20 protein-coding genes are annotated in these 26,782 nt (G+C 68.7%); 11 read left to right on the forward strand and 9 right to left on the reverse strand.

Annotation, left to right across the window (positions count from 1 at the left end):
- The first annotated feature begins 93 nt into the window (after nt 1-93).
- Genes ATE67_RS07395 through ATE67_RS07415 form a run of 5 tightly spaced genes read left to right on the forward strand, consistent with a single transcriptional unit; the run spans nt 94 to nt 8,132 of the window.
- The gene (locus ATE67_RS07395; protein WP_231728076.1) at nt 94-1,788 is read left to right on the forward strand and encodes a glycoside hydrolase family 43 protein; all 1,695 of its coding nucleotides are present in this window, start codon (nt 94-96) and stop codon (nt 1,786-1,788) included.
- A complete protein-coding gene (locus ATE67_RS07400; protein WP_197411910.1) occupies nt 1,785-3,296 on the forward strand; it encodes a tryptophan halogenase family protein in 1,512 nt (503 codons plus the stop codon). The genes ATE67_RS07395 and ATE67_RS07400 overlap by 4 nt, the downstream gene beginning before the upstream one ends.
- Nucleotides 3,293-4,567 carry a tryptophan 7-halogenase gene (locus ATE67_RS07405; RefSeq protein ID WP_058816088.1) on the forward strand — a complete coding sequence of 425 codons (1,275 nt, stop codon included), beginning with the start codon at nt 3,293-3,295 and terminating at the stop codon, nt 4,565-4,567. The genes ATE67_RS07400 and ATE67_RS07405 overlap by 4 nt, the downstream gene beginning before the upstream one ends.
- 17 nt (nt 4,568-4,584) lie before the next feature.
- On the forward strand, nt 4,585-7,107 hold the full coding sequence (locus tag ATE67_RS07410; protein ID WP_231728077.1) for a glycoside hydrolase family 3 protein: 2,523 nt from the start codon (nt 4,585-4,587) through the stop codon (nt 7,105-7,107).
- Entirely contained in the window at nt 7,104-8,132 is a 1,029-nt protein-coding gene (locus ATE67_RS07415) for a cupin-like domain-containing protein (RefSeq protein ID WP_082660259.1), read from the forward strand. The genes ATE67_RS07410 and ATE67_RS07415 overlap by 4 nt, the downstream gene beginning before the upstream one ends.
- Here the strand turns inward: ATE67_RS07415 and ATE67_RS07420 are convergent.
- Genes ATE67_RS07420 through ATE67_RS21345 form a run of 3 tightly spaced genes read right to left on the reverse strand, consistent with a single transcriptional unit; the run spans nt 8,129 to nt 12,509 of the window.
- Nucleotides 8,129-9,637, reverse strand: coding sequence for a tryptophan halogenase family protein (locus ATE67_RS07420; RefSeq protein ID WP_058816089.1), 1,509 nt, complete (start codon nt 9,635-9,637; stop codon nt 8,129-8,131). The genes ATE67_RS07415 and ATE67_RS07420 overlap by 4 nt on opposite strands.
- Nucleotides 9,634-10,518 carry an aldose 1-epimerase gene (locus ATE67_RS07425; protein WP_058816090.1) on the reverse strand — a complete coding sequence of 295 codons (885 nt, stop codon included), beginning with the start codon at nt 10,516-10,518 and terminating at the stop codon, nt 9,634-9,636. The genes ATE67_RS07420 and ATE67_RS07425 overlap by 4 nt, the downstream gene beginning before the upstream one ends.
- Entirely contained in the window at nt 10,515-12,509 is a 1,995-nt protein-coding gene (locus ATE67_RS21345; protein WP_231728078.1) for a glycoside hydrolase family 5 protein, read from the reverse strand. The genes ATE67_RS07425 and ATE67_RS21345 overlap by 4 nt, the downstream gene beginning before the upstream one ends.
- On the opposite strand from ATE67_RS21345, the gene ATE67_RS21650 reads away from it, so the two are divergent.
- Nucleotides 12,508-12,657 carry a hypothetical protein gene (locus tag ATE67_RS21650; protein WP_197411911.1) on the forward strand — a complete coding sequence of 50 codons (150 nt, stop codon included), beginning with the start codon at nt 12,508-12,510 and terminating at the stop codon, nt 12,655-12,657. The two genes, ATE67_RS21345 and ATE67_RS21650, sit on opposite strands and share 2 nt — an antisense overlap.
- A gap of 239 nt (nt 12,658-12,896) precedes the next feature.
- Nucleotides 12,897-13,367 carry a hemerythrin domain-containing protein gene (locus tag ATE67_RS07435; protein WP_058816091.1) on the forward strand — a complete coding sequence of 157 codons (471 nt, stop codon included), beginning with the start codon at nt 12,897-12,899 and terminating at the stop codon, nt 13,365-13,367.
- Between the two features lie 3 nt (nt 13,368-13,370).
- Here ATE67_RS07435 and ATE67_RS07440 read toward each other — a convergent pair whose 3' ends face one another.
- The 3 genes from ATE67_RS07440 to ATE67_RS07450 all read right to left on the reverse strand — a co-directional run bounded on the left by ATE67_RS07440 (nt 13,371) and on the right by ATE67_RS07450 (nt 19,043).
- Nucleotides 13,371-16,328 carry a CHAT domain-containing protein gene (locus ATE67_RS07440; RefSeq protein ID WP_058816092.1) on the reverse strand — a complete coding sequence of 986 codons (2,958 nt, stop codon included), beginning with the start codon at nt 16,326-16,328 and terminating at the stop codon, nt 13,371-13,373.
- 90 nt (nt 16,329-16,418) lie between these two features.
- Entirely contained in the window at nt 16,419-18,056 is a 1,638-nt protein-coding gene (locus tag ATE67_RS07445; protein WP_156416940.1) for a ShlB/FhaC/HecB family hemolysin secretion/activation protein, read from the reverse strand.
- Nucleotides 18,057-18,077: 21 nt separating this feature from the next.
- Entirely contained in the window at nt 18,078-19,043 is a 966-nt protein-coding gene (locus ATE67_RS07450; RefSeq protein WP_156416941.1) for a hypothetical protein, read from the reverse strand.
- Between the two features lie 345 nt (nt 19,044-19,388).
- On the opposite strand from ATE67_RS07450, the gene ATE67_RS07455 reads away from it, so the two are divergent.
- Nucleotides 19,389-19,658: a DUF3297 family protein gene (locus ATE67_RS07455; protein ID WP_058816095.1), complete on the forward strand. Its 270-nt coding sequence runs from the start codon at nt 19,389-19,391 to the stop codon at nt 19,656-19,658.
- A 94-nt stretch (nt 19,659-19,752) separates the two neighbouring features.
- On the opposite strand, the gene ATE67_RS07460 is transcribed toward ATE67_RS07455, so the two are convergent.
- From ATE67_RS07460 to ATE67_RS07470, 3 genes are all read right to left on the reverse strand, one after another.
- Complete coding sequence (locus ATE67_RS07460) at nt 19,753-20,331, reverse strand: CHAP domain-containing protein (RefSeq protein ID WP_058816096.1); 579 nt, start codon at nt 20,329-20,331, stop codon at nt 19,753-19,755.
- Nucleotides 20,332-20,507: 176 nt separating this feature from the next.
- Entirely contained in the window at nt 20,508-22,862 is a 2,355-nt protein-coding gene (locus tag ATE67_RS07465) for a putative bifunctional diguanylate cyclase/phosphodiesterase (protein ID WP_058816097.1), read from the reverse strand.
- A gap of 147 nt (nt 22,863-23,009) precedes the next feature.
- Nucleotides 23,010-24,761 (reverse strand): fatty acyl-AMP ligase, encoded by a 1,752-nt coding sequence (locus ATE67_RS07470; RefSeq protein WP_058816410.1) that lies wholly within the window; start codon nt 24,759-24,761, stop codon nt 23,010-23,012.
- 181 nt (nt 24,762-24,942) lie between these two features.
- Here ATE67_RS07470 and ATE67_RS07475 point away from each other — a divergent pair, with 181 nt between their 5' ends.
- The 3 genes from ATE67_RS07475 to ATE67_RS07485 all read left to right on the forward strand — a co-directional run bounded on the left by ATE67_RS07475 (nt 24,943) and on the right by ATE67_RS07485 (nt 26,559).
- A complete protein-coding gene (locus tag ATE67_RS07475) occupies nt 24,943-25,515 on the forward strand; it encodes a regulatory protein RecX (RefSeq protein WP_058816098.1) in 573 nt (190 codons plus the stop codon).
- A gap of 31 nt (nt 25,516-25,546) precedes the next feature.
- Nucleotides 25,547-26,002 carry a DUF192 domain-containing protein gene (locus tag ATE67_RS07480; RefSeq protein WP_058816099.1) on the forward strand — a complete coding sequence of 152 codons (456 nt, stop codon included), beginning with the start codon at nt 25,547-25,549 and terminating at the stop codon, nt 26,000-26,002.
- Between the two features lie 170 nt (nt 26,003-26,172).
- Complete coding sequence (locus ATE67_RS07485; protein ID WP_058816100.1) at nt 26,173-26,559, forward strand: NADH:ubiquinone oxidoreductase subunit NDUFA12; 387 nt, start codon at nt 26,173-26,175, stop codon at nt 26,557-26,559.
- Nucleotides 26,560-26,782: the final 223 nt, after the last annotated feature.

The following is a 26,782-nucleotide window of genomic DNA, read 5'->3' on the forward strand; positions in this document are numbered from 1 at the left end:
ACGCTCTAGGGGGTCGTGTCAAGGTTGGCGATCAGAAAATCCGTCGCCGGGCGGGGCCGCAGCCTCACCGGACGAATGGAGGGGAGAGGCGCGTTGCGGGGTTGGTGCTATATTGCCTGGGCGGCTTGGACTCTGGCGGCGACGCCCGCCGCGGCCCAATCGGACGTGCCGCCCGTCGCAAGCTTCGACTATGTGACCTGTTCGGGCACGCCCGATGCCGAATCGGCGACGGCCGGACCGGGGGATTTCGCCAATCCGGTGCTGCCCGGTTTCCAGCCCGATCCCTCGATCGTCCGCGTCGGCGACGACTATTATCTGGTCAATTCGACCTTCAGCTGGTTCCCCGGCCTGCCGGTCTATCACAGCCGCGACCTTGTCCATTGGCGCCAGATCGGCAACGCCATCGACCGCCCCAGCCAGCTGACGATCGGCAAGGTCGGCGTCACGCGCGGACTGTTCGCGCCGACGATCAGCCACCACGGCGGGCGCTTTTTTATCGTCAACACCTGCATCGATTGCGGCGGCAATTTCATCCTGGCCGCCGACGATCCCGCCGGACCCTGGTCCGATCCGCACTGGCTCGACTTCGGCGGCATCGACCCGTCGCTGTTCGTCGATGATGATGGCAAAGCGTGGATCGCCTATAATGACGCGCCGCCGGGGCCGCCCGAATATGACGGGCACCGCGCGCTGTGGCTGCAGCAGATCGACCTGGCCACGATGAAGATGGCGCCGACGCGCACCTTGCTGGTCGACAAGGGCGTGCACGCTGCCGACAAGCCGGTGTGGGCCGAGGGACCGCATATCTACAAGGTCGGGCGCTATTATTATCTGACCGCGGCCGAGGGGGGCACCGCCGACCAGCACAGCCAGACGATCTACCGCGCCGAGACGGTCACGGGACCCTATCGCCCCGGGCCGGCCAACCCGATCCTGACCCAGCGCGACTTGCCCGAAGGTCGGCCCTGGCCGGTGCAGGCGACGGGCCACGCCGATTTCGTCCAGATTGCCGACGGCAGCTGGTGGGCGGTCTTTCTCGCGACGCGCCCCTATGCGGGGCAGCAGACCAATTTGGGGCGCGAGACCTTCCTGTTGCCGGTGCAATGGAAGGACGGCTGGCCGTTGATCCTGCCCTCCGGCACGCCGATCGCGCCGACCGGTAAGCGCCCGGCCCTGCCTGCCTTCGCCGGCGACACGCTGGGCCAATGGCGCGACGACTTCGACGATCCGCGCCTGGCGCTCGACTGGATGATGCTCCGCACCCCGCAGGGTCGCGCCTGGTGGAGCCTGTCGGGGAGCAAGGGCGCGCTGCAGCTGACCGCCCGTCCGGTCGCCGCTGGGTCGCTCGACCAGCCGAGTTTCGTCGGCAAGCGGCTGCGCCATCACGACGCGGTGTTTGAAACCCGCGTCACCTTTGCGCCCACCGCCACCGGCGACCGCGCGGGGCTGCTCGCGCTCACCGACGAGAATCATTTTCTCTTCTTCGGCCGCGAGCGGCTGGCGGGCGGCGACGCGATCGTGCTGCGGCGCCGCGGCGCGGCGACGGAACCCGCCGAGGGCGTGGTCGTGAAGCAGGCTACGCTCGGCGCCAGGCCAGCCGCCGCGATCGATTTGCGGATCCGCCTGAACCGCGACAAGGCCGCGCTGCAATGGCGCGCCGCCGGGGCAGCGGATTGGCAGACGCTGGCCGCCGACGTCGATGCGTCGGTGCTTGCCACCGTCGGCGCCGGGCTGTTCACCGGCGCGGTAATCGGCCCGCACGCGGCGCGCACGGACGCCCGGCCTTGATCCGGCCCGAGCCCGTCCGCGTGGTCATCTTGGGCGGCGGCACCGCCGGCTGGATGACCGCCGCCGCGCTCGCCAAATTGCTGCCTGGACAGGCCGACATCCATCTCGTCGAATCCGAAGAGATCGGCATCGTCGGGGTCGGCGAGGCGACCTTGCCGCATTTGCGCGAATTCATCCGCCGCCTCGGCCTCGACGAGATGGACTTCATGCGCAAGACGCGCGCGACGTTCAAACTCGGCATCGACTTTGTCGATTTCGGTGCGATCGGCGAGCGTTATATCCATCCCTTCGGCGCCTATGGCACCGACATCGCCGGGGTCGGCTTCCACCATTATTGGCTGCGGATGAAGGCCGCGGGCCGTGTCCCGCCGATCTGCGACTTCTCGCTCCCGATCGTCGCGTCGCGCGCGAGGCGCTTTGCGCCGATCCCCGCAGGCGGCGACTTCCTCGATAGCAGCTACAGCTATGCCTATCAGTTCGACGCGACCCGCATGGCGCCGATGCTGCGCGCTTTCGCGGAAGCGCACGGCGTGCGGCGCAGCGAGGGCAAGGTCGTCGGCGTCGACCGCGACGGGACAAGCGGCGATATCGCCGCGCTGCGCACCGACCGCGACGAGACCATCGCGGGCGATCTGTTTGTCGACTGCTCGGGCTTTCGCGCGCTGCTGATCGGCGAGGCGCTGGGCTCGCCGTGGGAGGATTGGTCGCAGTGGCTGCCGTGCGACCGCGCCGCGGCCTTGCCGTGCACCGCGCCCGACGGGCCGATCGAGCCCTATACCCGCGCGACCGCGATGCCCGCCGGCTGGCGCTGGCGCATCCCGCTCCAGCACCGCGTCGGCAACGGCTATGTCTATTCGAGCGCGCATCTGTCGGACGACGAAGCCTGCGGCGCGATCCTGGGCGCGATCGAGGGCGAGCCGCTCGCCGATCCGCGCGTGCTGCGCTTTCGCGCCGGGCGGCGGACCAAAAGCTGGGACCGCAATGTCGTCGCGATCGGCCTCGCCAGCGGTTTCCTCGAACCCCTCGAATCGACGAGCATCCACCTCGTGCAACAGGCGGTGACGCGGCTGGTCGAACTGTTCCCGCAGCGCCGCATCGACGCGTCCGACCGCGACACCTTCAACGCGCTCGTCGACCGTGAATATGACCGCATCCGCGACTTCCTGATCCTGCACTATCACGCCACGCGGCGCGACGATTCGGATTTCTGGAACCATGTCCGCACGATGGCGGTGCCCGAAACGCTGCAGCGCAAGATGGACCTTTGGCGGACGAGCGGGCGCGTCGAGCTCTATACGCAGGGCCTGTTTCTCGAGGCGAGCTGGGTCGCGGTCTATTTGGGCCAGGGGGTCGTGCCTATATCCTATGACCAGCGCGCCGACACGCCGGCGCCGGACCGTTTGGCGAAGTCGCTCACCGAACTCGATCAGGCGATCCGCCAGCGCGTCGCGGCATGGCCCGACCATGGCGACTATCTGCGGCAAGCCGGCGCGTGGGAAGCGGCATGAGCGGAGCGGCGGGCGTGACGCGGTCGGTGCTGGTCGTCGGCGACGGCGTCGTCGGGCTGGCCGCCGCGATTGCGCTCCGCCGCGCGCTGCCGGGCGCCGCGGTCCGGCTGGTGCAATTGCCGGGCGACGAGGACAGCTGGCTCAACCGGCTGGGCGCGGCGAGCCCGATCATCCATCGCTTCCACCGGCAGATCGGGCTCGACCCCCGGCTCTTCGCGCGCCGGACCAACGCCGATCCGGCGTATCTGCGCCACTATGTCCGTGACGGGCAGCCGGCGGTTCGCGAAGCGAGCACCGCGGCGATCCCCTTTGTCGAGGGCGTGCCGCTGCATCACATCTGGCTGCGCCACCGCCTCGAGGACGGCGAAGGCGCGCCTGATTTCGCCGCGATGCTGCTCGCGCTGCGCGAAGCGCGCGGCGACGAGGGCGGCTTCGGCCCACGCTTCGACATCGCTGCCTATCAAGGCCTGCTCGGCGAGATGGCGGCGGCGCTCGATATCGACATCGCGGCGGTGGCCGACGTCACCGTCACGGCGGACAATGGCGCGGTCGCGGGTCTTTCGGCCGATGGCGGCGCATGGCTGCGCGCGGATCTCTATGTGGACGCCGCCGGTCCGCGCTCGCGCCTGCTCACGGCGCTCGGGGCCGGATGGACCGATTGGTCCGATTGGCTGCCGAAGCTGTCGCTTTCGATGTCGCCGGACGGCGGCGGCGCGCAGGGCGACGAGCGGCTGGCTTACGAAGGCGGCGGGATCGTCTGGCAGACCCCCGTTTGGCGCGCCGCGCTCGCCCCCGATGCGACCGCCCGCGGCCCGGGCTGCCTCGGCCGCTGTTGGCTGGGCAACGCCGTCGCCATCGGCGAAGCCGCCGTGCGCGCGCCGACCGCCGATGGCGTCGGCCTCGGCGTCGCGCTCGAGGATATTTTGCGGCTGATCGCGCTGCTGCCGCGTCCCGACGGTGGCGGGCAAGAGCAGCGCGAATATGACCGCCGCGCCGCGATCGCCTATCGCGCGCTCGCCGACTGGAGTGGCCTCAGCACAGCGCCGGGCGCCGACGGCCCGCCGGGCCTCGCCGAAATAGGCGCGGCCTTTGCCGCGCGCGGCCGTGTGGCGATCGACGAGCTCAGCCCGATCCAGCCCGGCGAGTGGCTTGCCCGACTGATGGCGCTTGGCCCGCCGCCGCGCCGCGTCGATCCGACCGCATGGGCGCTGCCCGACGCCGTCGTCCGTTCCACCATCGCCCGCGCCGCGCCGGCGCGCGTGCCGACCTGAATCGCCAAGAGAGGATGATGATGCGCAAAAGTCTATGGCTGATGCCGCTGGTGCTGGGCGCCTGCGCCGCACAGGCCGGGGGCCCGACGCGGTCGGCGGCGTCCGCCGACGCGGGCAAGCTCCTGCTCGCGCCGGTCCCGCCCGAGGCGACGGCGCATCCCGCGCTCTGGCCCAAGCCGCACTGGCCGCAGCCGCGCGATGCCGCGACCGAAGCCCGCCTCGCCGCGCTGATCGCGCGAATGACCGTCGAGGAAAAGGTCGGCCAGATCGTGCAGGCCGACATCGGCAGCGTCACGCCGGAGGAGGCCAAGGCCTATCATCTCGGCTCGATCCTCAACGGCGGCAACAGCGGTCCCGGCCACGACGATCTGGCGCCGCGCGAAAAATGGCTCGCGCTGGCCGACGCCTTTTATGCGGCCTCGGTCGACACCTCGAACGGCGGCGTCGGCATTCCGATCATCTGGGGCACCGATGCGGTGCATGGTCACAGCAACATCGTCGGGGCGACGATTTTCCCGCATAATGTCGGCCTCGGCGCGGCGCGCGATCCCGATCTGATCGAGCGGATCGCCCGCGCGACCGCGCTCGAAATCCGCACGACGGGCATGGAATGGACCTTTGCCCCGACCGTCACCGTGCCGCAGGATTATCGCTGGGGCCGCGCCTATGAGGGCTATTCGTCCGACCCGGCGCTGGTCAGCGAATATGTCGGCCGCATGGTGCAGGGACTCCAGGGTCCGGCGACCGGCAAGGATTTGCTCAAGGGTCCTTATGTCATCGCCTCGACCAAACATTACCTCGCCGATGGCGGCACCGTCGACGGCCGCGATCAGGGCGATGCGCGGATCAGCGAAGAGCAATTGCGCGACATCCACGGCGCGCCTTACGTCCCCGCGCTCGAACAGGGCGTCGCGACGATCATGGTCAGCTTTTCGGGCTGGAACGGGGTCAAAAACACCGGCAACAAATCGCTGCTCACCGATCTGCTCAAGGATCATATGGGGTTCGACGGGTTCCTGGTCAGCGACTGGAACGCCCACGGCCAGGTCGCCGGATGCACCAACGCCTCCTGCCCGCAGACGATCAACGCCGGGCTCGACATGGTGATGGCGCCCGACAGCTGGAAGGCGATGTGGACCTCGCTCGTCGCGCAGGCGAAGGACGGCACGGTGCCGATGGCGCGGATCGACGATGCCGTCGCGCGCATCCTGCGCGTCAAGATGCGGCTCGGGCTGTTCGAGGCAGGCAAGCCGTCGAGCCGGCCCTATGCCGGCCAATGGGATTTGCTCGGCGCGCCCGCGCATCGCGCCATCGCGCGCGAGGCGGTGCGCAAGTCGCTCGTGCTGCTGAAGGATCAGGGCGGGGTGTTGCCGATCAAGCCAGGCAGCCACATTCTCGTCGCCGGCGATGCCGCCGACGATATCGCCCGCCAATCGGGCGGGTGGACGCTGACCTGGCAGGGTACGGACGTCACCAACGCCAACTTTCCGGGCGCCACCTCGATCTGGAAGGGGCTGGACGAGGCCGTAAGGGCCGCCGGCGGCAGCGCCGAATTGGCGCCGGGCGGCGCCTACCGCAAGAAGCCCGACGCCGCGATCGTGGTGTTCGGTGAAACACCCTATGCCGAATTTCAGGGCGACCTGAAGACGCTCCAGCTCCGCCCCGAGCTTCGCGCGCCGTTCGCGACGATGCAGAGGTTGAAGGCTGCGGGCATCCCGGTGATCGCGGTGATGATCAGCGGGCGGCCGCTGTTCATGAACCCCGAGCTCAACGTCGCCGACGCCTTCGTCGCCGCCTGGCTGCCGGGCTCGGAAGGCGGCGGCGTCGCTGATGTTCTAGTCGCCGGCAAGGACGGCAAGCCGCGGTTCGATTTCACCGGCAAGCTGCCGACCGCCTGGCCCGCCACCGCGCGCGCCGACGGCCCGGTCCTGTTTCCCTTCGGCTATGGGCTGGGCCTGAACGACCGCGCGCCATGGACGACGCTGTCCGAAGAGCCCGGCGTCGAGACGAGCGACAGCGGCAATGTCTGGTTCGCGCGCGGCATTCCCGCCGCGTCCTGGTCGCTGCGCGTGCTCGACGGCGCGGGCGACACGACGCGGATCACCTCGGTCCCCGCCGCGGCGCTCGGCGGGCGCGTGAAGGTCACTGCGACCGACCATGTCGTCCAGGAGGGCGCGCGCCAGTTCGCCATCGCCGGCGGCCCGGCGACGGTCGAAGTGTCGAGCCACGCCCCGGTCGATCTGTCGCGCGAGAGCAACGGCGACCTGTTGCTGGTCGCGACGATGCGCGTCGACCAGCCGCCGGAGCAGCCGGCAACGCTGGCCGTCAATCGCACCCCCATTCCCTTTGCGGCATTTTCCGCCGCAACCGCGGGCCAGTGGCGCAGCTATGGCGTGCCGCTGAAATGCTTTGCTGCTAAGGGGGCCGACATGACCAGGGTCGAGACGCCTTTTCGCCTGACGACCGACGGCGCGGCACGCTTCAGCCTTGCCGAGGTGCGGTTGGCGTCGGTGGCGGATGTCATCATCCCCTGCCCATGAAGGACTGGCTCACCCGCGCCGCGCCGGTTGCCGAGGTCGATGCCCGCGACGCCGAGGCCGCACAGGCGGCGCTGAAGGCGGCGAACGGCCGGCCGCTGGTGTTGCGGGGGCTGACCGCGGACTGGCCGTTGGTCGCGGCGGGACGAGAGGGCGTCGCGGCGCTGGCAGAGCGGCTGGCCGGCTACGGCCCCGGCGCGCCGATGAATGTCTTCACCGCACCGGCGGGGACGCACGGCCATTATTTCTATCGTGGCGACATGACCGGTTTCAACTTCCGCACCGAGCAGGCGACGATGCCCGAACTGCTCGACCGGCTGCTGTGGGCGAGCACGCTGGCCGATCCGCCGAGCTTTTACGCGGGGTCGACCCCGGCGGCGGATTTCATGCCCGGCTTCCTCGCCGATCACCCCTTGCCGGTCGCGGCCCCGGGCGCGATCCCGCGGCTGTGGACCGGCAATGCCTCGCACATCGCGACCCATTTCGATCAGTCGGACAATATCGCGGTCGTCGTCGCGGGCATCCGCCGCTTTGTGCTGTTTCCGCCCGAACAGGTCGCGAACCTCTATCTCGGCCCGCTCAACAAGACCCCGGCGGGGCAGCCGGTGAGCATGGTCGCGGTCGACGATCCCGACCTCGCGCGTTACCCGCGCTTCGCCGAGGCGATGGCCGCGGCAGCGGTCGCGACGCTCGATCCGGGCGATGCGATCTTCATCCCCTCGCTCTGGTGGCACAACATCCGCGCCACCGGTCCGCTCAACCTGATGGTCAATTATTGGTGCGATGCCGGCGCCGGCAGCTCGCCCTTGCTCGCCTTTGCGCACAGCCTGCTGGCGATCCGCGATCTGCCCGCTGCCGAACGCGCCGCATGGCGGACATGGTTCGAGCATTTCATCTTCGGCGACGAGGGCGCGGCCGCCGCCGATCATCTGCCGCCGCATGCCCAGGGCGTGCAGGGCGCTGCGTCGCCCGAGCGCGATGAGACGATCCGCAATTTCGTGCTGCGCGGGCTGATGGGGCCGCGTTAGCGCGCCACTAGTCGGGCGATAAAGTCGGCGTGGCTGGGCATCGCGCGCGCCTGCTGATCGAACACCGACGCGATCCGCTCCATCGCGGCGATGATCCTTGCGTCATCGGTCGCATCGACCAGCGGATCATATCCCTCGGGCAGGATATTCTGCCCCAGCATGACCGCCGCCCAGTTGGCGATGCCGAACAGGTCATGGTCGAAGCGGCGGATGCGGCCCTTGGTGCGGAACAGCTCGATCTTCTGCGCCAGGCTGTCGGGGATCTCCATCGCCGTCCTGTCGCGCCAGAAGGGCGTGTCGCGGCGCGCGGTCGCCTTGTAGTGCAGGACGATGAAGTCGCGGACATATTCATATTGATCGATCATCAACCGGTTATATTCGTCGCGCTCGACCGCGCTGAATCGCATATCGGGAAACAGCCAGAACAGCTTGTTGATCCCGGTCTGGATCAGATGGATGCTCGTCGATTCGAGTGGCTCGATAAACCCGCCCGCCAGGCCGAGCGCGACGACATTGCCCTCCCACAATCGCTCGCGAACCCCCGCGGTGAAGCGCAGCGGGCGCGGATCGGCCAGCGGCTCGCCGTCCAAATGGGCGAGCAGGGTCGCGCGCGCCTCGTCATCGCTGGCATAGGCGCTCCCATAGACGATGCCGTTGCCGGTGCGGTGCTGGAGCGGAATGCGCCATTGCCAGCCGAAACCGTGCGCGGTGGCGCGCGTCGCGGGGATCAGCGGATCGACGCGCGCCGACGGCACCGCCATCGCCCGGTCGCACGGCAGCCATTGCGACCAGTCGCGATAGCCGACCCCCATTTCGCGGCCGAGCAGCAGGCTGACGAAGCCCGAGCAATCGATGAAGAAATCGCCCGCGACCTCGCGTCCGTCGCCGAGGCGCAGCGACGTGACATGCCCGCTTTCCGCGTCGCGATCGACGCCTTCGATCCGTCCCTCGATCCGCTCGACCCCGTCCGCTTCGGCCCGGCGGCGCAGGAAGGCGGCGTACAGTGCGGCGTCGAAATGATAGGCCGCCGCCATCTGGTGCAGGGGCGAGCGCGGGTCGCCGCTCTGCGGGGCATAGCCGCCCTCGCGGACCGCGGCCCCCGTGATGAAATAGTCGGTGAACGGCCGGATCCGCGGATCGCACCGATGCTTGAGCCAGAACTGGTGAAAGGCGATGCCTTCGAAATTATGCCCGGGGTCGCCGAAGGGGTGGAGGTAGCGCTCGCCGAGCGCGCCCCAGTCGACGAACTCGATCCCCAGCTTGAAGGTCGCCTGCGTTTCGCGAAGGAACTCGGCCTCGTCGATGCCGAGCATGCGGTTGAAGTCGCGGATCGGCGGGATCGTCGCCTCGCCGACTCCGACGGTGCCGATCGCGTCGGATTCGACCAGGATGATCCGCCGCTGGCCGTCGTTCAGGAACCGCGCCGCGGCGGCGGCGGCCATCCAGCCGGCGGTGCCCCCACCGACGATCACGACAGTGCGGATCGGCGCGCCGCCTTCGGTCATGTCCGCTCCCATGCATCAAGGACAATGCGCGCGCCGATCGTCTCACCGGGCGCGGCGACCGGCATGGGCCGCCCCGCCGCGCCAAGGTTCAGCGCATTGTTGCTGTGTGGCACGGGTTCGAAGCAGAAGAAATCGGTATCGACCGATGTATAGACCACCGCACATGGCAGGTCGGACTGGATGCGCAGCGCCAGCGGGCGGTCGATCCACCAGATGGTCGCGCGGCCGTCCCAGCCGTCGTAACAATTGTCGCGTTCGCGGCCCGCGACCGCCCGCCCCGCCGCAAAGTCGCTGCTCGGATCGGGCGTTACGGCGCGCACCGGCAATTGGTCGGCGCCCGCAAGCCACATCTGTCCCGCGGTGAATTGCAGATGCGCGCCGGCGGCGTCGAAATAGGGATGCATCCCGATCGCCAGCGGCGCGGTGGCGTCGCTGCGATTGGTGACAGTCAGATCGACCGTCAGCTGCGCAGGCGCCAAGGCGAAGCGCTGCTCGGCGGAGAAGGCCCACGGCCAGTCCGCATCGCCATCATGCTCGTATCGCAGCACGGCTTGGTCGGCGCTGCTTTGGGTGACCGTCCACCCGCGCAGCCAGCCGACGCCGTGCAAGGGATGCGCGAAGCCGGCCTTGTTCGGCGGCAGCCGATGCGCGAGGCCATCCCACAGGAAGCAGCCGTCCGCGATGCGGTTCGAATAGGGAACGAGCGGAAAGCTCGCCATTGCCAGCGGATTCCAATCCGCCGCCGCGATCCCGCTCTCGTACAGCATCGACTGGTCGCCGATCCGCCACGCCGCAATCGCGCCGCCCGCCTCGGGCACGAGCACCAGCCGTGCCGCCCCTGCTGCCAGCGTGCGGGTCGCAAACGGGCTGTCGGCGCTCATTCGCTCGCGGCGGCGCCCGCTTCGCGCAAGACATAGACCGGGCCGATCTCGATCGCCTGCGCCGCCCCGGCGGTGTGCAGCGCCAGCTGCGCCGTGCCGGCAGCCATCGCCAGCGAAGCGGTGGTGCCGATCTGATAGAGCCGCCAATTCGGACCCACCGTCAGCACATTGTCGGCAAACCCCTCATAGGGCGCGGCATTTTGCTGCACCCGGATCGCCAGCCTGCCCTGCCCGTCGGGGGTCGATGCCGACACCGTGCGCGCCAGCACCGCGATCCGGAGCCGGTCGCCTTTCGCGATGGCGTCGCGCAGCGGCACCGCGGCGCCGGCGTCATACGCGTTGGCGCCCGCCCTGCTGACCGTCAGCAAGGTCGCGACGCGGCCATAGACGTTGGTCGTCGTCGCCTTGGCAACCTGGGTGGTCCCGTACAGCGCCCAGTCGCGCTTCGCCGGGTCGTTGAGCAGATTGCCCTTGCCGACCAGTTGCGGCGGCAGTTCGGGGTCGGCGGCGGGGGCCGCGGTCGCGGCCGTCTGGCGGAGCGACTTCGCGCCTTCGACGATGATCACCTGCCCGATCTCGATCGTCTGCCGCGCGCCGGCCAGTTGCAGCCCGAGCACCGCCTGCCCCTTGGCGATGTCGCGGTCGGCGGTCGCCGGCACTTCGTACAGCTGCCATTCGGACCCGACGGTCAGCGCCGTGTCGCCGAACCCGGCGTAGGGGGCGACATTCTGCTGGAAGCGCACCCCGATCCGGCCCTTGCCGTCGGGCGCGTCGGATTTGACCGTGCGCGCCCAGAAGGCTGCGACATAATCGCCCTTGCTCCGCAACCCGGTACGGATCGGCACATTCGCGCCCGCGTCATAGGCCGCGACGCCCAGCGATTGCAGCGCAAATTGCATCGCGGCGCCGCCGCCCGGGATGTCGGGCGACTTGACGATCTTCGACTTCAGGATCGTACCGTAGGTCGCCCAGTTCAATGCCGAGGGATCGTTGATCAGCGTCCCCGGCAGACTGTCGTCGAGCGCCTGCAACGCGGGCGTGGGTTGGCGCTCGTCGGCGGGCGCCGAGGGCGCCGCAGCGGGCGCCGCGGCGCTCGCCGGTTCGGGCAGCCCGATCGCAGCGCGCAGCCCGGGCAGCCACGCCTTCTTGTCGCTGTCGTAAAAAGGAAAGGTGTTGGTATAGGCCCAGGTGCACATGCCGATGCCGAGCGGCGCGAACGCCCTGGTCACCGCGGCATGATATTGCACGCGCTGGTCGAGCGGCACCGTCGTATGCGCGCCGGTTTCGCCCATGAACGGCAGCAGCCCGGTCCTTTCGCTGTAATCGCGGATCTTCTGCACATCGCGCACCAGCCGCGCCGCATCGTCGGCGCTGCCATAGGCGCGTCCCAGCGGCGGCGCCGGATCGACCCATGTCGCCCCCTGATGGGTGAAATCGAACGGCTCATAATAGTGAAAGGTCGGATAGACGTGCGGATCGTCGGGCAATGTCAGCGTCTTGAGCGAATCGATCCCGCTCCAGAATTCACCCCCGATGATCACCGGCCGGTCGGGGTTGGTCGCGCGCACCGCCGCCAGCGCGGGCGACAGCGCTTCGAGCAGGTTGGCGTTGGTGAATTTGTCGTGCGGCTCATTCTCCAGCTCGAACCACAAGCTCTTGGTGGGCTGGTCGGCGAAGGCGGCGCCGATCTGCTTCCAGATCCCGGCAAAGCGCGGCGCGCTGCCCAGCGGATCGCTGTGCATCGATTCGAAATTATGGCTGTCGAGGATGACGTTAAGCCCCGCCGCCTGCGCCGCGCCGACCAGATGCTTCACCCGCGCGAGGAAGGCGGGTTCGATCGTGTAGGGCGGCTCCTTGCCGGCGTGGCTGTCCCAGCGCACCGGCAAGCGAATGGTCTTGAAACCGGCCGAAGCGATATTGGCAAAATCGCTATCGGCGATGCGATGCCCGCCCCATCCGGTCTCGGTCGGGGGCTCGAGGCTGTTGCCCATGTTGATGCATGTGCCGACGGGCAATCCGCGCGGCGCCGCCATAGCGCTTGCGGGCACGATTATCGACGCCATTGTCGCGGCCAGCATCATCGCCTTTTTCATCCAAGGACCTCCCAATCAGCCGTCGTTCGAGCGCGGCTTGCGGTGATTTGGTAGCGCTACCAGCCGATGGCGTCAAAACCTAATTGCGCGGTCAATCGGCTGCCGGTCCACCCGCCGTTCAGCAGGCGTCGGCAGTCGGATCGCCTTTCATCGCGGCTCCTGCCGGCTGGGGCGTAAAGCTCAGGCGCGCGGGTCGCGGGCCATGGACAAGGCCGCCTTTACGCTCTTTTTACAGCGGCGGGTTAGGGCGGTCTTCGAGGGACCGCTCGCACCGGGAATTGGCTGATGCCGAAGACACGTGAGATCGAGCGGTTGCGCGCCGAGCATGCGGCGCTCACCACGCTGTCGCGCTTCCTGATGGAGATGGTTTCCGCGCCGCAGCCGCCGCGCGCGACCGAGCTGACCGCGGTGCGCGGGATGCTGCGCGATACGCTGGTGCGCCATCTGAAATGCGAGGACTGGGCGCTTTATCCGCGGCTGCGCGCGACAGGCGATGCGGCGATCAACCGCATGGCGAAGGAATTCGTCGACGAGATGGGGCATCTGGCGAGCGATTTCGACGCCTATGACCGGCGCTGGACCGACGAGGCGGCGCTTGCCTGCTGGGCCGACTTCTGCGCCGAGACGACGGGCATCCTGCACGCGCTGGGGATGCGGATCGAGCGCGAGGACCGCGACCTTTATCCGGTCGCCGAGACGATCGCGATCGCCGAGGCCGGGCGCGCCGAGAAGCGCGGGGGTCGCCGCGCGGCATAAGCCCTATCGATCCCGGTTGGTGACCAGCGTGAAGGGCGCCCAGCTTGCCGGGTGCGCCCAATGCGGCTTCCATCCCTCGACCGCGCTGCCGTCGGCATGCTTGCCGGTGCGTACAGCCTCCATCGCCGCGGCGAGCGCGGTCGCGGGGGTCGCTTTCTCGTTCGACAGCGCCTCGACGATCAGCGCCGCGGTCGCGTCGTCGGCGACGCGCCAGTGGCTCGCGAGCAGATTGTCCGAGCCCGCATAGAGGAAACTGCGCGCGAGGCTCGACAGGGATTCGCCGCTCGCGCCCGCTTCGGCGCCCGGGGTCGCGGTGTTGCACGCCGAGAGCACGACCCATTTGGCGCTGAGCGACAGGTTCGCCGCCTCGCTGGCGGTGAGCAGGCCATCGTCCTCGACGCTCGCCTTGCCCGGCGGGGTCAGCACGAGGCCGGGTTCGGAGCCGATCCCCATTTCATAGGGCAGCAGGCCGTGCGTCGCGAAGACGACGGTGACCGCGCGCGGCAGCTCGGCATCGGCCTTGACCGCGGTTTCGGTCGCGTCGGCGCCGATGCGCGCGCCGCGGCCCTTGCCGATCGTCGCCGACAGCCGCGTCAGCTCGGCGGCGGTGCCGGGGAGCGGCGACAGGCGGCGGAGCTTGTCGACCGAGGCCATCGTCTTGTCGCCGCTCGCGGCGGTGAAGCCGCTGCCGCGCACGCCGACGCCGCCGCGCCGCCGCGGGCCGGCGCCGCGATCCTCGCCGGCCGTGGCCGCCTCGCCGCTGCCGAGCAGGGTCGGCGCGCCATAGGCGACGAGCGGCGGGCGCGCTGCCGTGGCGGCGGAAGGCTCGTCGCGCCGCGCGAGCGCGAGCGCGCTGACCGAGGGCAGGGTGATGAAGCGGTAGCGCTTGCCGAGCCATTGGGTCGCGGCGAGGTCTGCCGCCGCGCCGCTTTCGGGGTCGCCCTGCGGCGCTTTCGCGATCAGCGCGGCGAGCGGCAGCCCGGCGATCGGCCCGCTGACGACATTGTAGATGCGGCCGTTCCGGGGCAGCGCGGCGGCGACCGGGGCGATCAATTGCTGGTAGAGGCGATAGGCGGCGGCGCGGTCGTAGCGGGGATAGCGTTCATCGATGACGCTCGGCGCGCCGCGTGCCTCGGCCTCGCCGAGCGCATTATAGTCGGCGAGCGAGCAGCTATTCTCGTCGATCCGGCATTTGAGCCGCGCGACGTCGGCGGCGATCGGCGCCGCGCCATTGTCGACGCGGTGCCACAGCGCCTTCCTCTTCGAGATGGCGAAGGCATAATGATGGCCCTCCGACGGCAGCAGCATCAGCACCGCCTCGTCGGGGGCGAGCAGCTTCTGCACCGCGGCGATGTCGATCGCCTTCGGCGCGACGAGCGTCGCATAGTCGGGGAATTCGGCGGCGATGCGGGCGTCCAGCGGCGCGAGGCGCGCGGCGGCGTCGTCGAGGTCGGCGCGGAGGGCCGCGGTCCGGCCCTCGTCGCGGCCGAGCGATTGCTCGCGGTAGCGCTGGGTCAGCGACACGACCGCCTGCGCCGCATCCTGGCGCTCGCGAACGAGGTCGCCGAGCGGTCCGGCACCCGCGATGTCGCGCGCCGCAGCCTCGTTGATCGCGTCGCCTGCATCCGTCAGCGTCAGGTCTTGCGCCGCGAGGAAGGCCGGCGCCATCGCATCGACCTTGTCGGTGCGCGCGGCCCAGCCGGCGAACATCACCACGTCATAGGCGCTCGATTGCGGATTGCGGCGGGTGCCGCGGGCGACGGCCTTGGCGAGCGCGGCGACCGCCGGATTGGCGTCGTTGGACGCGTTCAGCCGCGCGTCGCGTTTCAGGCGCAGGCGGTTCGCCGCTTCGATCGCGGCGGCGAGGCCGTCGGCCTCGCGCCCCGCCACCTGCGCGCGGGCACGGGCGAGCGTGGTGAGCAGGATGATCGTATCGGTGGTCCCGTCGGTCCAGCTGCCCTTTTCCTCCGCGAGTTGGAGCGGCAGCGCCTCCTCGAAAAAGGGCAGGGCCTCCGCGGCCTTGCCCTGACCGAGCAGCGCGACGGCGTAATTATAGCGCGCCTTCTGAGTGTTGATGATCGTACGGCCGAAAAGCTTCTCCGCCTCGACCGCGGCATAGGCGCCGGGGGCTTCGGACGCGGCGAAGCGGCCGACGATATTGCGGTAATAGCTGATCTGGTTGTGCGCGAGTTGCAGGTCTTGCTCGCGCCCGAATTGCTCGGCGGGCACGGCTTCCAGCCGGGCGACCAGCCGGTCGAAGGTCCGGTCGGCCTCCTCGTCGCGGCGGACCAGTGTCAGCGCCTCGGAATAGCGGCGGAGCAGGTCGATATCGGGCGCGTCCAGCCCGGCCGCGTCGAGTTCGGCGAAGGTGTCGTCGAGCGCCCGCACCGCCTCCTCATAGCGCCCCTCCCGCAGCATATCGTTGGTCGCAGATTCGATGACGAGGCGCGCGAGGTCGGCAGCGCGGCCGTCCAGCATGCCATATTCGGCGGCGCGGCGGTGGATCAGCCGCGCGTGGGCGAGGCGCTCGTCGAACGGCAAGCCATATTTCATCCAGTCGAGGAACAGCAGTTCGGCGCGATAATTGCCTGCGGCATGAAAGCGGTCGGCCTCGGCGCGCATGCGGGTAACGACGCGGCTGTGGTCGGCGTCGCCGGGCTCGCGATCTTCGGTGCGGAAATACATCCAATATTCGGTGCCCATGTCGGAGCGGTTGGCGCTCGACAGCTTGTCCGGATGGCGCAGAACGACGTCGATCGCGGCGAGCGCCGCGGCGACCTGGGCTTCGTCCCTCGTCCTGACGACCTGATCGAGCGCAGCGCGGACGGCGCGATTCGGTTCGTCGTCGCATTGGCCGTCCTCATCCTCGGCGCAGGCGGGCGGTTCCTTGGCGAACGCCGGACAGGCGGTGGAGGCGAGCAGCAAAGCGGCGAACGCGGGAAGCGCGCGGCGTATCGTCATCGAAGACCAGTCCAGCGATACGCGACCCGCGCCGGTTATTGCCGGACGGAGGCCCGAGCGCAATAGGGCGCGCGCCGCGGGCCGCGGGGTTCAGGGCCGGAGCGACAGCTTCCAGCTGAACGCGACGCGCCAGCCCTGATCGAAGCCCGGCACCGGCTGTTTCCAGGCGTCGGCGAGTTCGAGCCCGATCGTCGCGTGGTCGGCATAGGCGAGGCGGATGCCGCCGCCCCAGCTGCCGAGCCGATAGCCGATGCGCGGATTGGTCGGGCGCGCCAGCAGCGTGACGTCGGCATAGTCGACGAAGCCGTAGAGTTCGCTGGGCGCGAAGCGGCCCTTGCGCAGCGGCCGCAGCGCCAGCTCGGCAAAGCCCGCGCCGCCGCGGTCGCCCGAGACGAGCCCGTCGTCGAACGCACGCCCGAAGGTCGCGCCGCCGACGCTGAAGCGCTGCGCCGCGGGCAGCCGGTCGCGCGTCCAGCGGCCGGTCGCGGCAAGGCGCAGCACCATCGCCTTGCCGATCGCCTGGTTCGCCTCGACCGCCGCATCGCCATAGAGGAAGCCGGTTTCGCCGACCCCGACAGGCACGTCCGCGCCCCAGATGTCGAGGCCCTTCGCCACGCCGAGGCGGGCGCCGACGACGGTGCGCTCCTCGGTCATGCGGAAGGAGAGGCCGCCGCCCGCGGTCCAGGTTTTTTCGGCGGCCAGCGTCGATCCGAAGAGCGCATTCTTCGAATCGAGATGGTCGAGCCGGACCGAAGCGGTGAGGTTGCGGCGGGTGCTGCGGATCAGCGGGTGGGTGACGCCGAAGCCGGCGCTCCACGCGTCGCCGTCGATCGCGAGGTTGGCCGGGCGGGTGCGAAGCGCCGCCGCCGACAGCTCGGCGCGCGTTCCGTCCGCGCCGATCGGGGTCGAATGCGCGCCGGCGACATAGAGCAGCGACTTGAAATTGACCGCCGCTGCGCCGCTCAACCGCGTTTCGTCTCCGCTGCGCAGCAGGCTATAGCCCTTGGCATTCGCCTCGAGGATCCCGTCCTTCACATAGGAGGTTGTCCGCGTCGAAAAGCCGAAGCCGAGCGTCGGCCTTTTTGCGTCGACTGCAAGGTCGAGCGCGACCGCCCCCGGCGCGCCGGTCAGCGACAGTCCGGGCTTGACGGTCGCCCCCGGAATGTCGCCGATATTGCCGAGCGTGCGTTCGAAACGGCTGCGCGGCAGCGGGTTCCGGCCGGGCAGCGCGTTCGCCATGCGCGCGATCAGCGGGGTCGGGCCGCCGTCGCTTTCGCCGCTCAGCGTCACGGTGCTGATATAACCTTCGGCCGAGGCGACCTCGACGACCCCGTCGGACAGATCCTGGTCGGGGATGACGAGGGTGAAGAGCGCGACGCTCGACCGGCTGTAGGCGCGCGTCATCGCGGCGGCGAGTTTGGCGAGATTGTCGGCCGAAGCCTTTTTGCCGACGAAGCGCTGCGCGGCCTTGGCGACATTGGCAGGCACGCCCGCGCCGGTGAACTTGATTTCGGTGATGGTGATGTCGGGACGCGCGCCGAGTTCGACCTTGCCGAGCTCCATTCGGGGAGCCTGCGGGTCGGGTAGCGGGTCGCGACTGTCGCCGGTGGGGGCGAGCGGCGGCCGACCGTCGATCGGCGTCGCCGCGGGCTGGGCGGCCCAGGCCGCGGCGGGGAGGAGCAAGGCTCCCGCCACCGCCGCGGCGCGGACCCGACGCTGATGCGTCAACGGCCGGCGCAGCATGGGCGCTTATTGGCCGCCTTTGGGGGTGCCGAGCCCGCCAAGCAGGCCGGTGACGGTTCCCGTCACGGTGCCGACGACGCCGGTCACCGGACTGGTCGGCGTCGTGCCGCCGCCGGTCGCGCCGCCGGTAACTCCCCCCGTGACGCTGCCGAGCGTGCCGGTCGCCGTGCCGACGACATTGTTCACCAGCGCAACGGGCGCGCCGACGGGCGTGGTGGCGGGGCCGCCGTGCAGTCCGCCGCCGAGCAGATTGCCGGTGCCGAGCAAGCCGCCATTGGCGCCATTGCCGAGCGTGACGAGCTGACCGCCCGAGCCGACGCCGAGGGTGAGCAGCGAGCCGGTTTGCTGACCGGGCGAGAGGATGCTAGCGCCGATCAGCGGCGAGGCACCGGGCGAACCGAGCGCGGTCGCCTTGCCGATCGTCGCGGTGATCAGCTGACCCGGCGCGGCAGCGAGGCCGTCGACCAGATATTGCTTGCCTTCGCCGGTCTGGATCAGCGCGACGCCGGTCGATTTGACGACGCCGATGACGGTGCCGACCAGATTGGCATTGCCGGGCACCTTGCCATCGACCGCGCTGGCGAGGAGCAGGCCCTTGTCGGCGACGACGTTGACCAGGCTGCCGGTCTTGATCAGCACGCCGCCGATCACGGGATTGGTGCTCGCGGGGTCGCCGGTGTTGGCGAGCAGGCCGGTGCCGGCGATGCCGCCCGGCCCCACAAGGCCGCCGACCGCCAGCGCGCCGGCATTGCCGAGGCCGACGCCGTTGCCGGGCGCGCCAGCGGGGCCCGCAGGACCGGCCGGACCGGTGGCTCCGGTCGCACCCGCGGGCCCGGCAGGGCCGGTCGCCCCGGTGGCGCCACCGGCGCCGACGCTGCCGACGCGGTAGCTGCCCGACGATTCGCAGGCGACGAGCGCGAAGCACGCCGGGATCATGGCAAGCATGGTAAGAGTGGTACGAGACGAACGCATGAGACATCTCCTTGGAGAAGGCACTGGTCCCAGTGCGAACAACTGTTTTGTCCCAATATAAGTTCCGTAATATCAGTTAGTTAATTGCCGTTAACTCTCTGTAACAACTATCGTGACGTCTGCCTTTCAGGCCATTTGGGGCGGTTTCAGTTCGGCCGGAAATTAACTCTCTTTTTCGGTATACCGTGCGTCGAGAGCGACGATCTGCATGGCGCGGCGCTTTGCGGTCGCGCCCCGCTTAACGTCATGCGCCCTTTGCTTAAACCAGCTTATAACCGCGCCCGGTGCTTGATTTGCGCGGCCGCCTCGCCTAGCGGCTGCGGGCAGAAACCGGAGATTTTTTGCATGACCGACACGCCCCCCGACCATCTGTCGACCAACCCGCGCTCGCCCCATTTCGACATGGAGGTGCTGCAGCGCGGCATCGGCATACGCTTCAAGGGCAAGGAGCGCACCGACGTCGAGGAATATTCGATCTCCGAAGGCTGGATCCGCGTCGCCGCGGGCAAATCGAAGGATCGCTTCGGCCAGCCGATGACGATCAAGCTGTCGGGCGAGGTCGAGGCCTGGTTCGAAGATACCGCTGCCGAAAGCGGCGAGGCGTCGGAAGATTGAGGTCCCATAAAGGGGGAAGCCACCCGGAAGGCGTGGCCTCCCGGATGGCTTCGAGTGCTCGTCAGTAACCCTTGAGGGTTTGGGGGGGGCAGGGTTAGCCGCCGAGCGAAGCGGCGATGAGTTCGAGGCCGTTGCCGGGTTTCCAGCTGCTCTGGGCATAGGCCGGCGGGGCAAAAGCGTCACGATCGGGGTTGGCGTTGCCGCCGGCGTAGATGAAGCCTTGCACCGGATTGGCGCGCAGGCCGAGGTCGCCGATCGGGGCATACCATACGCGCACCATGCTCCAGTCGCCCGCCGGGCTGACGTCGACGACGCGGACGTTGCGCTCGATCTGGCCGCGGCGGCCGTTGATCGGCGACCAATTGGCATGGTCGATCAGGATTTCACGGTCGCTGACGATCTTCTTGACGACGGCGACATGGCCGAGCGGCATGCCGCCGGTGCCGGCGAAGGCCATCACGGCGCCCTTGCGGGGCTCGTCGCCGCGCTCGTAGGTGCCGGCCGCCTGTGACCACCAGGTCTTGGCATTGCCGCGGATGTCGACGCCCGATTCGGCGCGGGCGAAGGGGACGCACTGCAGATAGTCGCGGGCGGCGGCCGGAGCGCTGACGAGCAGACCGGTGATGGTCATCACAGACGCGACGACGGCAGCCAGATAACGACGATGGAGCATGGATTGCGACCCCCTGTGGCCCGTGTTCGGGCGTTGCAGCGTCTTTGCTATGGCTTGGCTTTTCCACCAACCGCGAAGCGGTGAATCGCGCCATCGATGCGGTGAGCGGGGGAACCTTTTGGTAAGCTTTTCAACTCGTCGTGCGGGCGGTTCGGCTCACCGGCAGATGCCGGGACTCAGGCCGCGACCGTCGCCGCCGGTTCGGGCGGGCGGAAGAGCATGAGCACGTCGGTCGCGGGCATGGGGCGGCCGTAATAATAGCCCTGGATGTTGCTGCAGCCGAGGGTGCGCAGCGTATCGACCTCGACCTCGGTCTCCGCGCCTTCGGCCGTCGTCGACATGCCGAGGCTGTCGGCGAGCGCGACGACCGCGCGGATGATCGCGATCGATTCGATACTGCCCTTGGCGGCGCCGACGACGAAGCTGCGGTCGACCTTGATCGTCGAGAATTGCGTCTTGCGGAGGTATCCGAGCGAGGAATAACCGGTGCCGAAATCGTCGAGGCTGAGGCGGATGCCGAGTCCAATGAGCTGGTCGAGCAGCTGCGCCGCGCCGCCGCCGTCGCGCAGGAAGACGCTTTCGGTGACTTCGATCTCCAGCCGCTGCGGCGGCAATCCGCTTTGCGCGAGCGCCGAGACGACGACCGAGGCGAAGGCGGGGTCGGTGAGCTGTTCGGCCGAGACGTTGATCGCGACCTTCAGGTTCGACGGCCATTTCATCGCTTCGTGGCAGGCCGTGCGCAGCACCCATTCGCCGATCGGCGAGATGAGGCGGCTGTCCTCGGCAAGCGGGATGAAGCGGCCGGGCGAGACATTGCCGAGCTTCTGGTTGTTCCAGCGGATCAGCGCCTCGAAGCCGTTCAAGGTGCCGTCGGCGGCGGTCACGACCGGTTGATAGTAGAGTTCGAACTCGCCGCGGTCGAGCGCGCCGCGCAGCTCCTGTTCCATCACGCGGCGTTCCTCGGCCTGCGCGTGGAGCGAGGCGACATAAGCGGCGACGACATTCCCGCCCTTGTCCTTCGACTTGTAGAGCGCGAGGTCGGCGTTGCGGGTCAGCGTCTCGACCGTCGCGCCGTCGGTCGGGCCGATCGCAAAGCCGACGCTGGCGCCGACGAACAGCTGGTGGTTGTCGACCACATAGGGACGGCTGATCGTCTGGATGATCCGTTGCGCCAGTCCTTCCGCCTCGTTCACCGAGGGGACGTTATGCAGGACGACGGCAAATTCGTCGCCGCCGAGGCGGCCGCAGGTCATGCCGCGTTCCATCATGCCCTTCAGGCGCGCCGCAACCTGCGCGAGCAATTTGTCGCCGACCGGATGGCCGAGCGTATCGTTGACCGCCTTGAAGCGGTCGAGGTCGATCATCAGCATCGCGCAGCGCGACTTGGCCTCGATCGCCTGCGTCAGCGCGCGGGCGAGATCCTCGTGCAGGCTCAGGCGGTTGGGCAGGCCGGTGAGATTGTCGAAGCGCGCCATCTTGGCGATCTGTTCGGCGGTCGCATGCTGCTCGGTGACGTCCGACCCGACGCCGCGGAAGCCCAGAAACTTGCCGGTCTCGTCGAGGCGCGGCGAGGCCGACAGCTCCCACCAGCGCGGCTTGCCGCCGATCGTCACGGGGACGATCAGGTTCGAGAAGCTCTCGCGCCGCTTCATCCGCTCGGCCATGTCGTGCAGCGCCTTGGGGAAATTTCCGGTCGCCCAGGCGTCGCCCGACAGCGCCTGGAGCAGCGGGATCCCCTCGAGCGCCTCGGCAGTGCCGCCCAGCGCATAGGCGAGGCGCGGCGTAACGTGGAGCAGGCGGCGGTTGTTGTCGGTCTGCCACAGCCAGTCGGCCGAGGTTTCCTCGAATTCGCGGAGCAGCAGGCTGACCGTTTCGGTCTTTTCGTGCAGCGTCTCCTCGGCGCGGCGGAAGCGGATATGCGCCTGCCCGAAGCGGACGCAAAAGGCGCTGAGCAACAGGCCGGCGACGAGCGTCACCGAGGCGAGCTCGGGCGCGCCAGCCATGACAAGCGCGCTTGCCGCGGACAGGCTGACCGGGGCGATGAACAGGATGCACGCCATCGGGATGCTGTGCGCGACGATCGCCAGCGTCAGCATCATCAGCAGCGAGATCGTCCACATCGACAGCACATGATCGAGCGGCGGGCCCAAGCCGAGCAGCCAGAAGGGGATCGACCAGGCGACCGACGAATAGAGGGCATGGCGATTGCAGAGCCGATATTCGGCCGCGCCCGACAGCTTGGGGTCGCCGAGCGGCAATTTGCTGAAGGCGCGGTAAGAGAAGAGACTGAAGCTGATTGTTCCCGCGAGCCAGGTGCCGATAATCGGCCAGGGCGCGCTGTGGACCATGGTCAAGGCGGCGACAAGCGCCATGCCGACGCCCATCCACAGGCGCAGCGTTCCCTTGCCGCGAAGCGGCGCGAGCTGAAGCTGGCGGAGATCGCCGACATCCTCGTTTCGCGGCCCCAGCCCCAAAAGGGTCCGCAGGGATACTCGATCGGCAACTATCTGGTCGGTCAGCAAACTTTTCACATCGCCCGGTCTAACGGCGACGGGTTACGGGAAGGTAACTATGCGGCTGATCGGCGCGGAAAAATTTGTCCCGTGGCGGGACGGTAATAGGAGAGGCTTGGGTGCGACCGCTTCCGGTAGTCGGCAACCAAGCCCCCGAAAACAGCCTCAGGCCGCAAGTTCGAACGGCTGGATTTCGCCCGCCAGATATTGCGCGCGCGCTTTCGAGCGGCTGAGTTTGCCCGAGCTGGTGCGCGGCAGGGTGCGCGGCGGGATCAGCTCGATCAGGCAGTTCATGCCAGTGATCGCGCGGACGCGGTCGCGGATCTTTTCGCGCAGCGCGATGCGCTCTTCCTCGTCGCTGGTGCGGCACTGGACGAGCACCGCCGGCGTCTCCTCGCCGCCGGGCGCGGTGATCGCGAAGGCCGCAATGTCGCCCGACTTGAAGCCCGGCAGCTGCTCGACCGCCCATTCGATATCCTGCGGCCAGTGATTCTTGCCGTTGATGATGATCATGTCCTTGGCGCGGCCGACGATGTAGATGTAACCATCTGACAAATATCCCATATCTCCGGTGTCGAGCCAGCCGTCGACCATGCACGCAGCGGTCGCTTCGGGGTCGCGGAAATAGCCGGTCATCAGCGACGGGCCGGTGCACCACACCTTGCCGACGGTCTGGTCGGGGAGCAGATTGCCGGCTTCGTCGCGGATCTCGATGGTCATATCGCGCGCGGCCTTGCCGCAGTTGACGATCGCGCGGTATCGGGTCGGCCGGCCGGCATCGTTCGCGGCGCCCGACAGCTCGGTTTCCTCGACCAGTTCGACGACGATGCCTTCGCCCGGCGGCATGATGCTGACCGCGAGCGTCGCCTCGGCGAGGCCGTAGCTCGGCAGGAAGGCGCTGGCCTTGAAACCCGCCTCGACGAAGGCGTCGACGAAGGCCTGCATCACGTCGGGGCGGATCATGTCGGCGCCATTGCCCGCAACGCGCCAGCGCGACAGATCGAAGCGCTCGGCGACATGGCTCTGGCTGGAGATGCGGCGCGCGCAAATGTCATAGCCGAAGGTCGGCGAATAGCTGAGCGTCGTGCCCTGGTTGCGGCTGATCAGGTCGAGCCATGCGAGCGGGCGGCGGGCGAAATCCTCGGTCTTCAGATAATCGACCGACACTTGGTTCGCCACCGGCGAAAGCAGGCAGCCGACGAGGCCCATGTCGTGATACCAGGGCAGCCACGACACGCAGCGGTCGCTTTCGCGCAGTTCCATGCCATGCGAATGCGCCGCCAGATTGTTGAGCAGCGCGCCATGTGTCACCGCGACGCCGTGCGGGAAGCGCGTCGAGCCGCTGCTGTACTGAAGGTAGCAGGTCTCGTCCGTCTTCTGCTCGGGAAGGGCGGCGGCGGGGGCCGCGCGCTTTTCGAACTCGCTCCAGTCCATCGGCTGGACCCCGCGCTCGTTCGCCGCGTCGATCGCCATCGCGGCGATTTCGGGGGGGAAAAACAGCATCTTGGGATCGCTGCTGGTCAGCTGGACGACAAGCTGGCTGACGTAGGAATCGCGGCCGCCGAAGCTGGTCGGCAGCGGCAACGGCACCGGCCAGGCGCCCGCGTAAATGGTGCCGAAGAACAGCGCGGCGAATTCGGGACCCGTCTCGGCGATCAGCGCGATGCGGTCCTCGGGCTGAACGCCCGCCGCGATCAGGCGATATGCGGTCGCCAGCGCGTCGGCCTTGAGCTCGCTGTACGGATAGGGGCGCACCAGCTTTCCGCGCGGATCGTGGAAATTGAGCCCGCGGGTGCCGCTGGCGGCATAGTCGAGCGCTTCGCCGACGGTAGCGAAGTCCGAGAAGCGGCGCGGCTGAGCGCATTCGGTCGGGGTGGGGACGAGTTCGTCCACCACCGGGGCGGTATTTTGGGTCATAGGGCGTGTCGGGTCCCGGGAATCGGGGCGCGCGGCAACAATCATGTCATGTTTTTCAGCCATGTCTGCCTTGCGCGACCCTCAAAGGTTGGAACAAAAAGGCCCATTTCTGGGCGTTAAAGCCCGATATGGCGGTGCTGATCGTTCTCAATCAGGCCCGACTGTGGCATAAACATGGCGCATGTCCAATCGCCGCGCGTCATCCGACCGGTCCCGCAAACGCCTGAACGCGGCCAAGCTCGACGAGCTGGCGCTCGCCTATGTCGCGCGATTCGCGACGAGCAGGGCGAAGCTTTCGCGCTATCTGTCTAGGAAAATTCGCGAATCGGAATGGATCGACGAGCGTGACGCCATGACGGCGTGCGAGGCGATCGCCGATCGGATGGAGCGGCTGCACTTTCTGGACGACAGACAATATGCCGCGATGCGCGCCGGCGCGATGACGCGGCGCGGCCTCGGCGTGCGGCGGGTCAAGGCGCAGCTCTACGTCGATGGAATCGCGCCCGAGGACAGCGGCGATGCGGTGGCCGAGGCCGAGGACAAGGCGCTGGCCGCGGCGGTCGGTTTTGCGCGGCGGCGGCGCTTCGGACCCTTTGCGGTGCGCCCGCCCGGCGATCCCAAGGAACGCGAACGGCAGGTCGCGGCCTTTTTGCGGGCGGGGCACAGCATGACGATCGCGCGCCGCATTCTGGCTGTGCTGCCAGGCGACGCCGAGGCGCTGGCGGCGCTGGACGCCGAGGCGGCGCTCGATTAGGCCTCGGCCGCCACCAGAGAAGGATCTGCCGATGCGTCTGTTGCTCACCGCCCTTGCCCTGTCGTTCGCCCTGCCGATGGCGGCGTGCAGCAAGGATGCCGGCGAAGCGGAGCGCGCGGCGACGATCCCGGTGACGGTGACGATGGCGGGGACGCAGCACCGCTTCGACGTCGAGGTCGCGCGCACCGATGCCGAGCAGCAGCAGGGGCTGATGTTTCGCACCAGCCTGCCGAAGAATGGCGGGATGATCTTTCCTTTTCCGAAGCCCAAGATCGCGAGCTTCTGGATGAAGAACACCCTGATCCCGCTCGACATGATCTTCATCCGCAGCGACGGCAGCATCGACCGGATCGCCGAGAACACCATCCCCGAATCGCTCGAGCCCGTAGCAAGCGGCGGCGAGGTCGCAGCGGTACTCGAACTCGCGGGCGGCACCGCCGCAGAGCTTGGCATCGACGAGAGCGCGACGGTGACTTGGAAAGATTGAGCCGTCTTTCTTTCCGTTTGTCCTGAGCTTGTCGAAGGCCCGTCCTCGCTTTCGGCGGCGACAAGACGAGAACAGCCCTTCGACAAGCTCTGGGCGAACGGAAAAAGGGGCGGTGCGATGCCGCTTTGGCGCTTGCGCGACGGCTCTGCTTGCCTGTAAACGCCGCAGCCATGAGCATTTTGGGCAAGATTTTCACCTGGTGGGACGGCGCGACTGTCGGCACGTTGCTGAACAGCTGGAGCACGGGCGAGAAGGTCGGCGAGGACAGCCTCGGCAACCGCTATTACCGCGCCAAGAAGGGCAGCCGCCGCTGGGTGATCTACAACGGCCCGAACGATGCGAGCCGGGTGCCGCCCGAATGGCACGGCTGGCTGCACGGCACGTTCGACGAACTGCCGACCGAGATTCTGCCCGCGCCGCATGCGTGGGAAAAGGAAGCCACCCCGAACCTGACCGGCAGCCTTGGCGCCTATCGCCCCGCGGGGGCGCTGGAGCGCGGCGGGCGCCGCGCCGCGGCGACGGGCGATTACGAGGCCTGGCGTCCCGGCGCCGACTGAATCGAATGCGGCCGCACTTCATCCGTAGCGCGCTTCTCGCGCTCGTCGCGGCGACCGCGCTCACCGCGTGCGATCGTGGCGGGGACGGCAAGCGGCCTGGCGAGACGAGCGCGCAGCTGGCGAAGTCCGACCGCGTCCCGAAGGAAGTCGGCGGCATCGAGGGGGCGACCCCGATGGATCAGCGCGTCGCGGTGGTCGGGTTGCTCAACAAGCGCAACGGCCT

Origin of the sequence: Sphingopyxis sp. H050, assembly GCF_001468265.1 — a bacterium.
GTDB lineage: Bacteria > Pseudomonadota > Alphaproteobacteria > Sphingomonadales > Sphingomonadaceae > Sphingopyxis.

Excerpts from the sequence above, each read along its gene's own strand:
- ATE67_RS07405 (WP_058816088.1), top strand. The coding sequence starts at position 3,293 with ATGAGCGGAGCGGCGGGCGTGACGCGGTCGGTGCTGGTCGTCGGCGAC.
- ATE67_RS07410 (WP_231728077.1), top strand. The coding sequence starts at position 4,585 with ATGATGCGCAAAAGTCTATGGCTGATGCCGCTGGTGCTGGGCGCCTGC.
- ATE67_RS07415 (WP_082660259.1), top strand. The coding sequence starts at position 7,104 with ATGAAGGACTGGCTCACCCGCGCCGCGCCGGTTGCCGAGGTCGATGCC.
- ATE67_RS07420 (WP_058816089.1), bottom strand. The coding sequence starts at position 9,637 with ATGACCGAAGGCGGCGCGCCGATCCGCACTGTCGTGATCGTCGGTGGG.
- ATE67_RS07425 (WP_058816090.1), bottom strand. The coding sequence starts at position 10,518 with ATGAGCGCCGACAGCCCGTTTGCGACCCGCACGCTGGCAGCAGGGGCG.
- ATE67_RS21650 (WP_197411911.1), top strand. The coding sequence starts at position 12,508 with ATGTTGATGCATGTGCCGACGGGCAATCCGCGCGGCGCCGCCATAGCG.
- ATE67_RS21345 (WP_231728078.1), bottom strand. The coding sequence starts at position 12,509 with ATGGGCAACAGCCTCGAGCCCCCGACCGAGACCGGATGGGGCGGGCAT.
- ATE67_RS07435 (WP_058816091.1), top strand. The coding sequence starts at position 12,897 with ATGCCGAAGACACGTGAGATCGAGCGGTTGCGCGCCGAGCATGCGGCG.
- ATE67_RS07440 (WP_058816092.1), bottom strand. The coding sequence starts at position 16,328 with ATGACGATACGCCGCGCGCTTCCCGCGTTCGCCGCTTTGCTGCTCGCC.
- ATE67_RS07450 (WP_156416941.1), bottom strand. The coding sequence starts at position 19,043 with ATGCGTTCGTCTCGTACCACTCTTACCATGCTTGCCATGATCCCGGCG.
- ATE67_RS07455 (WP_058816095.1), top strand. The coding sequence starts at position 19,389 with ATGACCGACACGCCCCCCGACCATCTGTCGACCAACCCGCGCTCGCCC.
- ATE67_RS07460 (WP_058816096.1), bottom strand. The coding sequence starts at position 20,331 with ATGCTCCATCGTCGTTATCTGGCTGCCGTCGTCGCGTCTGTGATGACC.
- ATE67_RS07470 (WP_058816410.1), bottom strand. The coding sequence starts at position 24,761 with ATGACCCAAAATACCGCCCCGGTGGTGGACGAACTCGTCCCCACCCCG.
- ATE67_RS07475 (WP_058816098.1), top strand. The coding sequence starts at position 24,943 with ATGTCCAATCGCCGCGCGTCATCCGACCGGTCCCGCAAACGCCTGAAC.
- ATE67_RS07480 (WP_058816099.1), top strand. The coding sequence starts at position 25,547 with ATGCGTCTGTTGCTCACCGCCCTTGCCCTGTCGTTCGCCCTGCCGATG.
- ATE67_RS07485 (WP_058816100.1), top strand. The coding sequence starts at position 26,173 with ATGAGCATTTTGGGCAAGATTTTCACCTGGTGGGACGGCGCGACTGTC.